Genomic DNA, 12832 nt, shown 5'->3' with positions numbered 1-12832 from the left:
GTTCCGGGCCGGGGCCGGGTCGGGGCCGTGCCGCGTCTCCGTCATTGATCTGTCACCATTCCCCGGGGGGCCGTTCGCCGGCGAACGGTGCTCGCTTGGAGACAGTTGCGACCAGGGGACGGATGGGACCGCGCAGTGCGGGGCTACGAACGCCAGGAGAGCCACCGAGCTGACGACGACCACCTCTCGCGGTTCGAGGCCGAGATGGACCGGCTGAAGACCGAGCGGGAGAAGGCCGTCCAGCATGCCGAGGACCTCGGCTACCAGGTCGAGGTCTTGCGCGCCAAACTCCACGAGGCGCGGCGCAGTCTCGCCTCCCGTCCGGCCTACGACAGCGCCGACATCGGTTACCAGGCCGAGCAGTTGCTGCGGAACGCCCAGCTCCAGGCCGACCAGCTCCGCCAGGACGCGGAGCGTGAACTGCGCGAGGTGCGGGCGCAGACGCAGCGCATCCTCCAGGAGCACGCCGAGCACCAGGCGAGGCTGCAGGCGGAGCTGCACAACGAGGCCGTGCAGCGCAGGCAGCGTCTCGACCAGGAGCTGGCCGAGCGTCGCCAGACCGTCGAGGCGCACGTCAACGAGAACGTCGCGTGGGCCGAGCAGTTGCGCGCCCGCAGCGAGTCGCAGGCGCACCGGCTGCTGGAGGAGTCCCGCGCCGAGGCCGAGCAGGCGGTCGCGGCCGCCCGCGCGGAGGCCGCCCGTATCGCGGAGGAAGCCCGCAGGCGGCTCGGCTCCGAGGCGGAGACCGCCCGCGCCGAGGCCGAGGCGATCCTGCTGCGGGCCCGCAAGGACGCCGAGCGGCTGCTGAACGCCGCGTCCAGCCAGGCGCAGGAGGCGACCGCCCACGCGGAGCGGCTGCGTTCGTCCACGACCGCCGAGTCCGACCAGGCCCGGCAGCAGGCCGCGGAGCTCAGCCGTGCGGCCGAGCAGCGGATGCAGGAGGCCGAGGAGAAGCTGCGCGAGGCCCGCGCGGAGTCGGAGAAGGTGCTCTCGGAGGCCAAGGAGTCGGCGGCCAAGCAGCTTTCGTCGGCCGAGTCGATCAACGAGCAGCGCACCCGTACGGCCAAGGCCCAGATCGCGCGGCTCGTCGAAGAGGCGACCAAGGACTCCGAGACCCTCAAGGCGGAGGCGGAGCAGGCGCTCGCCGACGCCCGCGCCGAGGCGGAGAAGCTGGTCGAGGCGGCGACCGAGAAGGCCAGGGCCGCCGCTGCGGAGGACTCGGCCGCCGCGCTCGCGAAGGCCGCCCGCACCGCCGAGGAGGTGCTGACCAAGGCGTCGGAGGACGCCAAGGCCACCACCCGCGCGGCAAGCGAGGAGGCCGAGCGCATCAGGCGTGAGGCCGAGGCGGAGGCGGACCGGCTGCGCGGCGAGGCCGCGGAGCAGGCCGACCAGCTCAAGGGCGCCGCCAAGGACGACACCAAGGAGTACCGCGCCAAGACGGTCGAGCTCCAGGAGGAGGCCCGCCGGCTGCGCGGCGAGGCCGAGCAGTTGCGCGCGGAGGCCGTCGCCGAGGGCGAGCGGATCCGCGGCGAGGCCCGACGCGAGGCCGTCCAGCAGATCGAGGAGGCGGCGAGCACCGCTGAGGAGCTGCTGACCAAGGCGCGCACCGACGCCGACGAACTGCGCTCGAAGGCCGGTGCCGACAGCGAGAAGGTCCGTACGGAGGCCATCGAGCGTGCCACGACCCTGCGCAAGCAGGCCGAGGAGACGCTGGAGCGCACCCGTGCCGAGGCCGACCGGCTGCGCGCGGAGGCCGAGGAGCAGGCCGAAGGTGTGCGCACGGCCGCGGAGACGGCCGCGACCGAGCTGCGCGAGGAGAGCGAGCGCGGCATAGCGGCCCGTCAGGCGGAGGCGGCCGAGGAACTGACCCGGCTGCACACCGAGGCGGAGGCACGGCTCGCCGCCGCCGAGGAGCGGCTGGCCGAGGCCCGTGGCGAGGCCGAGCGGATCCGCCGCGAGGCGGCGGAGGAGACCGAACGGCTGCGCGCGGAGGCCGCCGAGCGGCTGCGGACGCTCCAGGAGCAGGCGGAGCAGGAGGCGGAGCGGCTGCGGACCGAGGCCGCGTCCGACGCGTCGGCGGCCCGCGCCGAGGCCGAGGCCGCCGCCGTACGGCTGCACAGTGACGCCGCCGCGGAGGCCGAGCGGCTGAAGCACGAGGCCCAGGAGACCGCCGACCGGGTACGGGCGGAGGCCGCGGCCGCCGCCGAGCGGGTGGGCACGGAGGCCGCGGAGGCGCTGGCGGCCGCCCAGGAGGAGGCGGCCCGCCGCCGCCGGGAGGCCGAGGAGACCCTCGAGTCGGCGCGCGCCGAGGCGGGCGAGGAGCGCGAACGGGCCCGCGAGCAGAGCGAGGAGCTTCTCGCGTCCGCCCGTAACCGGGTGGAGGAGGCACAGGCCGAGGCGCAGCGGCTGGTCGAGGAGGCCGACCGGCGTGCCACCGAGATGGTGTCCTCCGCCGAGCAGACGGCCCAGCAGGTGCGGGACTCCGTCGCCGGGCTGCAGGAGCAGGCCGAGCAGGAGATCGCCGGGCTGCGCAGCGCCGCCGAACACTCGGCGGAGCGCACCCGGTCGGAGGCCCAGGAGGAGGCCGACCGGGTCCGCGCCGACGCGTACGCGGAGCGCGAGCGGGCGGCGGAGGACGCCGGCCGGCTGCGGTCCCGGGCCCAGGAGGAGGCGGACGCCGCGCAGGCGCTCGCCGAGCGGACCGTCACGGAAGCGATCAGCGAGGCGGACCGGCTGCGGGCGGACACCGCTGAGTACGTGCAGCGGATGCGTACCGAGGCGTCGGACGCCGTCGCGTCCGCCGAGCAGGACGCGGCGCGGACCCGGGCGGAGGCCCGGGAGGACGCCAACCGGATCCGTTCCGAGGCCGCCGCGCAGGCCGACCTGCTGATCGGCGAGGCCGCGAGTGAGAGCGAGCGGCTGCGGAACGAGGCGGCGGAGCTGCGTGCTTCGGCCGACGCCGAGGCGACACGGCTGCTCACCGAGGCCGAGCAGATCAAGGTGGACGGCGAGGCCGAGATCGAGGAGCTGCGGGCGGCCGTGCGGGCCGACCGCGAGCAGGTGCTCGACGAGGCGCGGCAGGCGGCGGACAAGCGGCGTGCCGACGCGGCCGAGCAGGCCGACCAGCTCATCGGTGAGGCGCGCGGCGAGGCCGAGCGGATCACGGCGGAGACCGCCGCGGAGACGGAGCGGCTGCGGGCGGACGCCACGAGCGACGCCGAACGGCTGCGGGCCGAGGCCACGAGCGACGCCGAGCGCCTGCGGGCCGAGGCGAACAGCGAGGCGGAGCGGCTGCGCGCCGAGGCCGCGGAGACGGTGGGGTCCGCGCAGCAGGCGGCGGAACGCATCCGGGCCGAGGCCGAGCGGCACCGCGCAGAGACGGAGGCGGCGGCCGAGCAACTGCGCGCCGAGGCCCGCGCGGAGGCCGACCGGCTGCTCGACGAGGCGCGAGAGGCGGCCGCCAAGCGCCGTGCGGACGCCGCGGAGCAGGCCGACCAGCTCATCGCCAAGGCCCAGGAGGAGGCGCTGCGCGCGGCCACCGAGGCGGAGGAGCAGGCCGACACGATGGTCGGCGTGGCCCGCAAGGAGGCGGAGCGGCTGGTCTCCGAGGCCACGGTCGAGGGCAACTCGCTGGTGGAGAAGGCCCGTACGGACGCCGACGAGCTGCTCGTGGGTGCCCGGCGCGACGCGACGGCCATAAGGGAGCGCGGCGAGGAGCTGCGGGCCCGGGTGGAGAGCGAGGTCGAGGAACTGCACGCGCGTGCCCGCCGGGAGACCGCGGAGCAGATGCGGACGGCCGGCGAGCGCGTCGACCATCTGGTCAAGGCGGCCGAGGAGCAGCGCGCGGAGGCCGAGGCGAAGGCCAAGGAGCTGCTGTCCGACGCCAATTCGGAGGCGAGCAAGGTCAGGATCGCCGCCGTGAAGAAGGCGGAGGGGCTGCTGAAGGAGGCCGAGCAGAAGAAGGCCGAGCTGATCCGCGAGGGCGAGCGGGCCAAGGCGGAGGCCGACCGCGAGGCCGGACGCACCGTCGAGGAGGGCAAGCGGGAGCTGGACGTACTGGTGCGCAGGCGCGAGGACATCCAGGCGGAGATCTCCCGCGTCCAGGACGTCCTCGAGGCGTTGGAATCCTTCGAGGCCCCGGCCGGTGGCAAGTCGGCGGGCGGCGGTTCCGCCGGAGGTGTCAAGGCCGGTGCGTCAGCAGGGGGTACACGTTCGAGTGGCAAGTCGTCCGACGGCTAGCCACTCAAAAGGCTGGACATTCTCCAGATCAAACCGGCATCCGCTCGATGACACGCCGCTTCGACCCCTAGGATTCCCTCTAACACCTCACCGGTCTCATTGACAGGAACCCCATGAGCGACACTTCCTCCCCCTTCGGCTTCGAGCTCGTGCGGCGTGGTTACGACCGCGGTCAGGTGGACGACCGCATTACCAAACTCGTCGCCGACCGTGATAGTGCTCTGGCCCGAATCACCTCTCTGGAAAAGCGCATCGAGGAGCTCCACCTCGAGACGCAGAACGCCCAGGCCCAGGTCAACGACGCCGAGCCGTCGTACGCGGGTCTCGGTGCGCGCGTCGAGAAGATCCTCCGCCTCGCCGAGGAGGAGGCGAAGGACCTGCGCGAGGAGGCCCGTCGCGCCGCCGAGCAGCACCGTGAGCTCGCGGAGTCCGCCGCCCAGCAGGTGCGCAACGACGCCGAGTCGTTCGCCGCCGAGCGCAAGGCCAAGGCGGAGGACGAGGGCATCCGCATCGTCGACAAGGCGAAGAGCGAGGCCCAGGCGCTGCGCAGCGAGGCGCAGAAGGACGCGCAGTCCAAGCGCGAGGAGGCCGACGCGCTCTTCGAGGAGACCCGCGCCAAGGCCGCCCAGGCCGCCGCGGACTTCGAGACCAACCTGGCCAAGCGCCGCGAGCAGTCGGAGCGCGACCTGGCGTCGCGTCAGGCGAAGGCGGAGAAGCGGCTGGCGGAGATCGAGCACCGCGCCGAGCAGCTGCGCCTCGAGGCGGAGAAGCTGCGCACGGACGCGGAGCGCCGCGCCCGTCAGACGGTGGAGACCGCGCAGCGCCAGGCCGAGGACATCGTGGCCGACGCGAACGCCAAGGCCGACCGTATCCGCAGCGAGTCGGAGCGCGAGCTGGCGGCGCTCACCAACCGCCGCGACTCGATCAACGCCCAGCTGACCAACGTCCGCGAGATGCTGGCGACGCTGACGGGTGCCGCGGTGGCCGCGGCGGGCACGCCCGCCGACGAGGAGCCCATCTCCCGCGGGGTCCCGGCGCAGCAGTCCCGCTGACGCCTTCGGGTCGGTCGCTCGCACGGATGCCCGGTGCCACATGGCACCGGGCATCCGTGCGTCCACCGGAGGAGGAACGGCCGCTTCGCGAACCGAGCCCTCAAGTTGGAGGAACAGGGTGGCGCGGCCCCTCGGGCGCCCGTAGCGTGAACGCATGATCGAGCTCGAGGGTCTCACCAAACGCTTCGGTACGAAGGTCGCCGTCGACCATCTCTCCTTCATGGTCCGGCCGGGTGTGGTGACCGGTTTCCTCGGTCCCAACGGTGCGGGCAAGACCACGACGATGCGCATGGTGCTCGGCCTGGACAATCCCACCAGCGGGAGGGTCCGGATCGACGGCAGGCACTACCGTGACCTCGACGAGCCGCTGAAGTACATCGGCGCCCTGCTCGACGCCAAGGCGATGCACGGCGGCCGCAGCGCGTACAACAACCTTCTCTGCCTCGCGCAGTCCAACCGCATCCCGGAGCGCCGGGTCGGCGAGGTGCTCGACCTGGTCGGGCTGACGCCGGTGGCGCGGAAGAAGTCCAAGGGTTTCTCGATGGGCATGGGCCAGCGGCTGGGAATCGCCTCGGCTCTGCTGGGCGATCCGGAGATCCTGATGTTCGACGAACCGGTCAATGGTCTGGACCCTGAGGGAATTCACTGGATCCGCAATCTGATGAAAACCCTCGCGCAGGAAGGCCGGACGATCTTCGTCTCCTCGCACCTCATGAGTGAAATGGCCCTGACAGCCGATCACTTGATCGTGATCGGGCAGGGCCGGCTCCTCGCCGACACCTCCATGGCCGATTTCATCCACGAGAACTCCCGCAGCTATGTACGGATGCGCTCGCCGCAGCAGGAACAGCTGCGGGACATGGTGCACGCCGCCGGTATGACGGTCGTCGAGACCGGCGGCGGCGCGCTCGAGGTGGACGGCGCGAGCACGGAGCAGCTCGGCGAGCTGGCGGCCGAGCACCGGATCGTGCTGCATGAGCTCAGTGCGCAGCGGGCCTCGCTCGAGGAGGCATTCATGCAGATGACGGCAGGCGCGGTGGAGTACCACGCACACTCCGCCCCGGGCGCGCCGCCACCGGACGCCGTCGCCCCGCCACCGGACGCCGTCGCCCCGCCCGCCGGCCGAGGCGCCCCCCAGTGGGCCCCGCGCGACAAGGGAGCCTGACCGATGGCCTCGACACCTGCCGTCCTGCGGTCCGAGTGGACCAAGATCCGTACGGTCGCGTCGACGCGCTGGACGCTGATCAGCGCCCTTGTCGTGACGGTCGCGATGAGCGCGGCCCTGTGTGCCCTGATGAACGCGACCTTCGACGATCTGCCCCCCGCCGAGCGGCTGACCTTCGATCCGACGCTCATCAGCTTCTCCGGACTGGTGCTCGGGCAGCTGGCGATGGTGGTCTTCGGGGTGCTGGTCGTGGGCACCGAGTACAGCTCCGGCATGATCCGCACCTCACTGGCCGCGGTGCCGCAGCGCGCCACCTTCATCTTCAGCAAGATCGCGGTGGCCGGGCTGCTGGCCCTCGCGGTCGGGATGGCGACCAGCTTCCTCACCTTTTTCCTCGGCCAGGCGCTGCTCGGCGAGCACCGCACGACGATCGGCGAGGAGAACGTGCTGCGGGCCGTCGTCGGCGGCGGCATCTACATGGGCCTGATGGCGCTCTTCTCGATGGGCGTCGCCACGATGCTGCGCAGCTCGATGCTGTCGCTGGGCATCCTGATGCCGTTCTTCTTCCTGGTCTCGCAGATCCTCTCCGCGGTGCCGGGCGCCAGGGACGTCGCGCGCTACTTCCCCGACCAGGCCGGCGCGAAGATCATGCAGGTGGTCCCGAACGCCATGAACAGCGGCGACTCCCCGTACGGTCCCTGGACGGGCCTGGGCATCATGGTGCTCTGGGTCGCCGCGGCGCTGGCCGGGGGCCTCCTCGTGCTGAAGAAGCGGGACGCCTAGGTGTTCTGTCCCGGGAGGTTGTGGACGGGTGAGCCAGGTCTCGGCTGAGGGATCTTGAACAGGTGAGGGCCTTCCGGTTCGGTGTGGATTACGACGTCTACACCAACCAGAAAGGCCCTCGTGGTCCACCGTAATGCGGTCACGGACGGCCGTGACCGAGGCCCCTTCGTTACGCCTTGGCCGGAACCGCCGCGCCCCGGTTATCCTCCTAGCACTTACGGGGGCGTACGGCTGGACCCGCCTGTGCCCCGACGACCCGAAAGTCGATGGGGCTGGAGAATGATCGAGGCAGTCGGCCTGACGAAGCGCTACGGCGCCAAGACGGCCGTGTACAACCTTTCCTTCCAGGTGCGGCCCGGGGCCGTCACCGGCTTCCTCGGCCCCAACGGCGCCGGCAAGTCCACGACGATGCGCATGATCCTCGGCCTGGACCGTCCGACGTCGGGTCAGGTGACGATCGAGGGCCGCCCCTTCCGGCAACTGCCGAACGCACCCCGCCAGGTCGGTGCCCTGCTCGACGCGAAGGCGGTGCACGGCGGCCGCAGCGCCCGCAACCATCTGCTGTCGCTGGCGCAGCTCTCCGGCATCCCGGCCCGCCGGGTGGACGAGGTGCTCGGCGTCGTCGGCCTGCACGAGGTCGCCAATAAGCGGTCCAAGGGCTTCTCGCTCGGCATGGGGCAGCGGCTCGGCATCGCCGCGGCGCTCCTCGGCGACCCGCGGGTGCTGCTCTTCGACGAGCCGGTCAACGGCCTGGACCCCGAAGGCATCCTGTGGGTCCGCAACCTGATGAAGCAGCTGGCCTCCGAGGGCCGTACGGTCTTCGTCTCCTCGCACCTGATGAGCGAGATGGCCCTGACGGCCGACCACCTGATCGTGATCGGCCGCGGGCAGCTCATGGCCGACATGAGCGTGAAGGACTTCATCTCGCACAACTCGGCGGACTTCGCCCGGGTCCGCACGCCGCAGACGGAGCCGCAGCAGCGTGAGAAGCTCGTCTCCGCGCTGGCCGAGGCGGGCGGCCAGGTGCTGTCCGAGCCCGACGGTGCGCTGCGGGTGACCGGGCTGCCACTGCCGCGCATCAGCGACGTGGCGCACGAGGCGGACGTCCGGCTGTGGGAGTTGTCGCCGCACCAGGCCTCTCTCGAGGAGGCGTACATGCGGATGACGCAGGGCGCGGTGGACTACCGCTCCACCGCGGACGAGAAGTCGGGCCTGATGCAGCAGCCGCCGATGGGACACGTCCCGCCGCAGCCGCACATCCCCGAGGTGCCGCAGCAGGGCTTCTACGCCCCGCCGCCGCCCCAGCCCGGCCAGAACCCGTACGCGGCGCCGGCAGCGCCCTCCGCTCCGGATGCCCCCGCCGCTCCCCCGGCCGCCGCACCCGCCGACCTGACCAAGCCCGAGGACGCACGATGAGCACCTCCTACCAGCAGCCCGGTTCGTACGCCTCCCCGATCCCGGTGCGCGGGGCCCACTTCGGTGACGCGCTCGCCTCCGAGTGGACGAAGATCCGTTCGGTGCGGTCCACGATCTGGACCCTGAGCGTGATGATCGTGCTCGTGCTCGGCATCGGTCTCGCGGTCGCCGCGCTGGTCGCCGCAGCCGGGGATTCTGCCGAGCTGGGCGACGAGTCCGTGCTCGGTATGGGCTTCTTCGGTGTACTGCCCGGCTCCATCTGTGTGATGACGCTGGGCGTACTCACCATCTCCTCCGAGTACGGCACCGGCATGATCCGCACGACGCTGACGGCCTGCCCGAGCCGGGGCCGGGTGCTGGCCGCCAAGGCGGCCGTGTTCTTCCTGCTCGTCTTCGCCATCACGACCGTGACCGCCGGGCTCACGGCCGTCATGCAGAACGCGATGGTGGACGCCGGAGAGCCGACCGGTGACGAGTGGTTGCGCGCCACCGTCGGCGTGGGCCTCTACATCGCCTCGCTCGGGCTGCTGGCCCTTGGGATCGGCGCGATGATCAGGCACTCGGCAGGGGCGATCACGATCATGCTCGGTCTGATGCTGATGCCCATGGTGGCGGGGGTCTTCATGCTCGGGTTCGACTCCATGTCCGGCGTGCGCGACTTCCTCTTCACCTACGCGATCCCGAGCCAGCTCATCGGCATCTACGGCGAAGCGACGGGCGGAGGCTCCGGCCCGCTCGGCTGGACATCCGTGTGGATCATGCTCGGTGTCTCGCTCGCGGCCCTCGGCGGGGCGTACGCGACCATGAGCAGCCGCGACGTGTGAGAACGGCGGCGCGGTTCAGTACCGCGGCGCGTTCCTGGACCGCTGCACCTTCGAGGTGCGGCGGTCCTTCGCGTTCCAGCACGCCTTGTGCCAGTGGCGCCGGTCGTCGATCCCGCCGTGCTCGGGCCAGGCCACCACGTGCGGCATACCGGAGGGGATCGCCTGGTCGCACCCCGGGCAGCGGTACCTCTTGCCGGCGGCATTTGCCCCGGCGACGTGGCGCACCGACCACTCCTCGTCCTGCCAGGTCTCGCTCCGGCCGAAGCCGCCGTACCGGCCGGCGACGTCGCCTGTGCGCTGAGACGGGTTCTCGCCGCCTCGGGGGCGGTTGCGGCGCGGGGACACGGACACCTCACGGGGCAGGACCTGACAGTTGCCCGTCCAGCGTACGGTCCCGGGGGCCGGCGCCCGTCCCGCAGCGGGGGAAGCGGCTGCTGCACCAGGAGCAGTTACCGGAAAATCGCAAGATCTTCGCGAACGGCCGTGCCTTTGGCACGTGTCAGGCGTTGTTGCCTGTGGGGGGAGTGACGCGTCGGCCGCAAGGAGGCAGAAGGCGATGCGCGTTGGAACTTTCGTACTGGCGGCACAGTTCCCGGGCCAGGGGCAGGGGGAGGCGCTCCACAGAGCGGTGCGCACCGCCGAGGTGGCGGAGGAGGCGGGCCTCGACGCCGTGTGGCTGGCGGAGCACCACTTCGTGCCGTACGGGGTGTGCCCGTCCGCCGTGACGCTCGCCGCGCTCCTGCTCGGCCGCACCCGCCGGATCCAGGTGGGCACCGCGGTGAGCGTGCTGCCGACCGCCCACCCCGTGGCCCTCGGCGAGCAGACGGCGCTGCTCCACCTCACCTCCGGCGGACGGTTCGTGCTCGGTGTGGGGCGCGGCGGCCCCTGGGTCGACCTTGAGGTCTTCGGCACCGGAGCGGCGGCGTACGAGAAGCACTTCCCCGAGTCCCTGGACCTGCTGCTGCGCTGGCTGCGCGAGCCGCGCGTGGGAGCGGACGGCGAGCGGTTCTCCTTCCGGGAGGTCCCGGTCGTCCCCCGGCCGGACGAGCTGATCGCCGGGCCCGGGGACGGCCCGGAGGTCGTCGTCGCGTGCACCTCCCCGAAGAGCGTCAGGCTGGCGGCGGAGCGGGGTCTGCCGATGCTCCTCGGTATGCACTGCGGCGACGAGGAGAAGGCCGACATGGTCGCCCTGTGGCGCAGGCACGCGCTCGCCGCGGGCCGCTCGCCCGACCAGGTGCGGGCGGCCGGGCATGTGTCGGCCGGCGTCGTCCAGATCGCCGACCGCGCCGACGAGGCCACCGAGACGCTCGTCAAGGCGATGCCGGGCTGGCTGAAGCAGGGGCTGGACGCGCATGTGACCGTCGACGGCCGGCACCGTGCGATGCGCGACCCCGTCGCGTACACGGAACTGCTCTGCTCGCTGCATCCGGTGGGGCCGCCACGGCTGGCCGGGGACCGTCTCGCGGCGACCGCGGAGCGCACCGGCATCACCCGCTTCGCGCTCCTCGCCGAGGGCTCGGGCGACCTCGCGGCCACCGAGGAGAACGTACGGCGGGTGGGCGCGGAGGTACTGCCGCTGCTCGGCTGAGTCCATCGTCATGGCGGAGGTCGGGTACCGGCTGAGGTCAGGTGCTGCCGCTCCGGCACCGGGCGGACATCTGCGGTGCGGAGCGGCAGCAGAAGACTTCAGCAGTCGCGCAGTTCGGGCGACTGATTGAGCAACTGTCCCCGGATCGAGGTGAAGCGGGCGAGCCGCTCGTCGACCGAGGAGTCCAGCGGGAACACCGCGACGCGGTGGCAGTTCTGGAATGCCAGACGCACTCCGAAGTGCCGCTGAAGCGCTCCGCGAATGGCGTCACTCGCGAGTGCGCGCAGCAGCTGACCACGTGCCTGCTCGTCCGGCGGAGGCGTCTGGTTGTCGGCGAACTCGCCGCCGTCCACCTTCAGCTGAGCCACCAGAGAACTGATCATCTCCCATGCGTAGGGCAGGGAGGTCCGGACGCAGTCGACGAAAGCTGCTTCGTCGACCTCGCCTCGCTCGGCCTGTTCCAACAGCGCCGGTGAGACGTCGAGCGACATGGGTTCTCCTCTCGCGGCCCCGCGAAACGGGGCCTTACGGGCAGGGAAGGAGGAAGCGGACGATACGACGGCATACCAATGCTGTACGGCGACGCAGAGTGCACGGCCGACAACCTCCCGTCTTCCACGGTAAGTGCGCCGACTTGAGCGCACCAGGAGATTGGGAACACAACCGGCCAAATAACGAGGGGCGCTTCCGGGGCGAATCGCGCGGTGTGGCGTGAGTCGAGTAGCGTTGCGGACCATGCGTCTCGTCATCGCCCGCTGCTCCGTGGACTACGCCGGCCGGCTCACCGCCCACCTGCCCTCCGCCCCTCGTTTGATCCTGGTCAAGGCGGACGGCAGTGTCTCCATCCACGCCGACGACAGGGCGTACAAACCGCTGAACTGGATGTCCCCTCCCTGCACTTTGAAGGAAGGTGACGACAGCGTCTGGACCGTGGTGAACAAAGCGGGCGAGAAACTGATCATCACTATGGAAGAAATCCTCCACGACTCGTCGCACGAGCTCGGCGTCGACCCCGGCCTCATCAAGGACGGCGTGGAAGCGCACCTCCAGGAGCTCCTCGCGGACCGGATCGAGACACTTGGCGAGGGATACAGCCTGATCCGCCGCGAGTACCCCACGGCCATCGGCCCGGTCGACATCCTCTGCCGGGACTCCGACGGCGCGACGGTGGCGGTCGAGATCAAGCGGCGCGGCGAGATCGACGGCGTCGAGCAGCTCACCCGCTACCTCGAACTGCTCAACCGCGACCCGCACCTCGCCCCGGTGAAGGGCGTCTTCGCAGCCCAGGAGATCAAGCCCCAGGCCCGCGTCCTGGCGACCGACCGCGGCATCGGCTGCGTGGTCCTCGACTACGACGCCCTCCGCGGCATCGAGGACGACAAGCTCCGCCTCTTCTGACCCACCGGCCCGGCCACGCCGCCCTTATGGTGTCGCCGACGCCGGGCGACCGCGGCGCGGCCGCGCCCCAAACGGCCGCCGCCGACGCCGACCCGGTGGCCGGCCCGTGCGGCCGTGCCGCGCACCGGGGCGCTCCCGTGGCCACTCACTGCGGCTGCGAGCGGCCCGCCGGGCACCGCCCCCGCCGTGACGGCGCCGTCCGCCGGCAGGACGGCGTTGTGACCGTATGTCGTGCCGGGCCGTCGGCCAGGGCACCGACGGGGGCGGGGCGGGCCGCACCATGCGTAGCACGCCGAACGCTCGTGCCTGGCACCAACGGAGGCCGGGCCGCACCCCCTGAAGCCGCATGGCGCAACGGGCGGTCGGC

At 71.9% G+C, this 12832-nt stretch carries 10 protein-coding genes; 8 read left to right on the top strand and 2 right to left on the bottom strand.

Annotated elements, in window-relative coordinates:
* The first annotated feature begins 135 nt into the window (after window positions 1-135).
* From scy to OGH68_RS25155, 6 genes are all read left to right on the top strand, one after another.
* A complete protein-coding gene (gene scy / locus OGH68_RS25180) occupies window positions 136-4239 on the top strand; it encodes a polarized growth protein Scy (protein ID WP_264247236.1) in 4104 nt (1367 codons plus the stop codon).
* 113 nt (window positions 4240-4352) lie between these two features.
* Window positions 4353-5291: a cellulose-binding protein gene (locus tag OGH68_RS25175; protein ID WP_264247235.1), complete on the top strand. Its 939-nt coding sequence runs from the start codon at window positions 4353-4355 to the stop codon at window positions 5289-5291.
* 154 nt (window positions 5292-5445) lie between these two features.
* Window positions 5446-6456, top strand: a complete 1011-nt coding sequence (locus OGH68_RS25170; protein WP_264247233.1) for an ABC transporter ATP-binding protein — start codon at window positions 5446-5448, stop codon at window positions 6454-6456.
* A 3-nt stretch (window positions 6457-6459) separates the two neighbouring features.
* Window positions 6460-7239 carry an ABC transporter permease gene (locus OGH68_RS25165; protein WP_264247232.1) on the top strand — a complete coding sequence of 260 codons (780 nt, stop codon included), beginning with the start codon at window positions 6460-6462 and terminating at the stop codon, window positions 7237-7239.
* A 279-nt stretch (window positions 7240-7518) separates the two neighbouring features.
* Entirely contained in the window at window positions 7519-8655 is a 1137-nt protein-coding gene (locus OGH68_RS25160; RefSeq protein ID WP_264247230.1) for an ABC transporter ATP-binding protein, read from the top strand.
* Entirely contained in the window at window positions 8652-9479 is an 828-nt protein-coding gene (locus OGH68_RS25155) for an ABC transporter permease (protein WP_319020240.1), read from the top strand. Before OGH68_RS25160 ends, OGH68_RS25155 begins: the two co-directional genes overlap by 4 nt.
* A gap of 15 nt (window positions 9480-9494) precedes the next feature.
* Here OGH68_RS25155 and OGH68_RS25150 read toward each other — a convergent pair whose 3' ends face one another.
* A complete protein-coding gene (locus tag OGH68_RS25150; protein WP_264247229.1) occupies window positions 9495-9824 on the bottom strand; it encodes an ATP/GTP-binding protein in 330 nt (109 codons plus the stop codon).
* 211 nt (window positions 9825-10035) lie between these two features.
* On the opposite strand from OGH68_RS25150, the gene OGH68_RS25145 reads away from it, so the two are divergent.
* Window positions 10036-11067, top strand: coding sequence for an LLM class flavin-dependent oxidoreductase (locus tag OGH68_RS25145; RefSeq protein ID WP_264247228.1), 1032 nt, complete (start codon window positions 10036-10038; stop codon window positions 11065-11067).
* 98 nt (window positions 11068-11165) lie between these two features.
* Here OGH68_RS25145 and OGH68_RS25140 read toward each other — a convergent pair whose 3' ends face one another.
* The gene (locus OGH68_RS25140) at window positions 11166-11558 is read right to left on the bottom strand and encodes an SCO5389 family protein (RefSeq protein ID WP_100109179.1); all 393 of its coding nucleotides are present in this window, start codon (window positions 11556-11558) and stop codon (window positions 11166-11168) included.
* Between the two features lie 244 nt (window positions 11559-11802).
* Here OGH68_RS25140 and nucS point away from each other — a divergent pair, with 244 nt between their 5' ends.
* Window positions 11803-12465 carry an endonuclease NucS gene (gene nucS / locus OGH68_RS25135; protein WP_264247226.1) on the top strand — a complete coding sequence of 221 codons (663 nt, stop codon included), beginning with the start codon at window positions 11803-11805 and terminating at the stop codon, window positions 12463-12465.
* Window positions 12466-12832: the final 367 nt, after the last annotated feature.

The organism is Streptomyces peucetius, from assembly GCF_025854275.1.
Lineage (GTDB): Bacteria > Actinomycetota > Actinomycetes > Streptomycetales > Streptomycetaceae > Streptomyces > Streptomyces peucetius_A.
This window is presented reverse-complemented; position numbering and strand designations above follow the sequence as displayed.

Coding starts and splice junctions, on each gene's coding strand:
- OGH68_RS25175 (WP_264247235.1), top strand. CDS start 4,353: ATGAGCGACACTTCCTCCCCCTTCGGCTTCGAGCTCGTGCGGCGTGGT.
- OGH68_RS25170 (WP_264247233.1), top strand. CDS start 5,446: ATGATCGAGCTCGAGGGTCTCACCAAACGCTTCGGTACGAAGGTCGCC.
- OGH68_RS25165 (WP_264247232.1), top strand. CDS start 6,460: ATGGCCTCGACACCTGCCGTCCTGCGGTCCGAGTGGACCAAGATCCGT.
- OGH68_RS25160 (WP_264247230.1), top strand. CDS start 7,519: ATGATCGAGGCAGTCGGCCTGACGAAGCGCTACGGCGCCAAGACGGCC.
- OGH68_RS25155 (WP_319020240.1), top strand. CDS start 8,652: ATGAGCACCTCCTACCAGCAGCCCGGTTCGTACGCCTCCCCGATCCCG.
- OGH68_RS25145 (WP_264247228.1), top strand. CDS start 10,036: ATGCGCGTTGGAACTTTCGTACTGGCGGCACAGTTCCCGGGCCAGGGG.
- OGH68_RS25140 (WP_100109179.1), bottom strand. CDS start 11,558: ATGTCGCTCGACGTCTCACCGGCGCTGTTGGAACAGGCCGAGCGAGGC.
- nucS (WP_264247226.1), top strand. CDS start 11,803: ATGCGTCTCGTCATCGCCCGCTGCTCCGTGGACTACGCCGGCCGGCTC.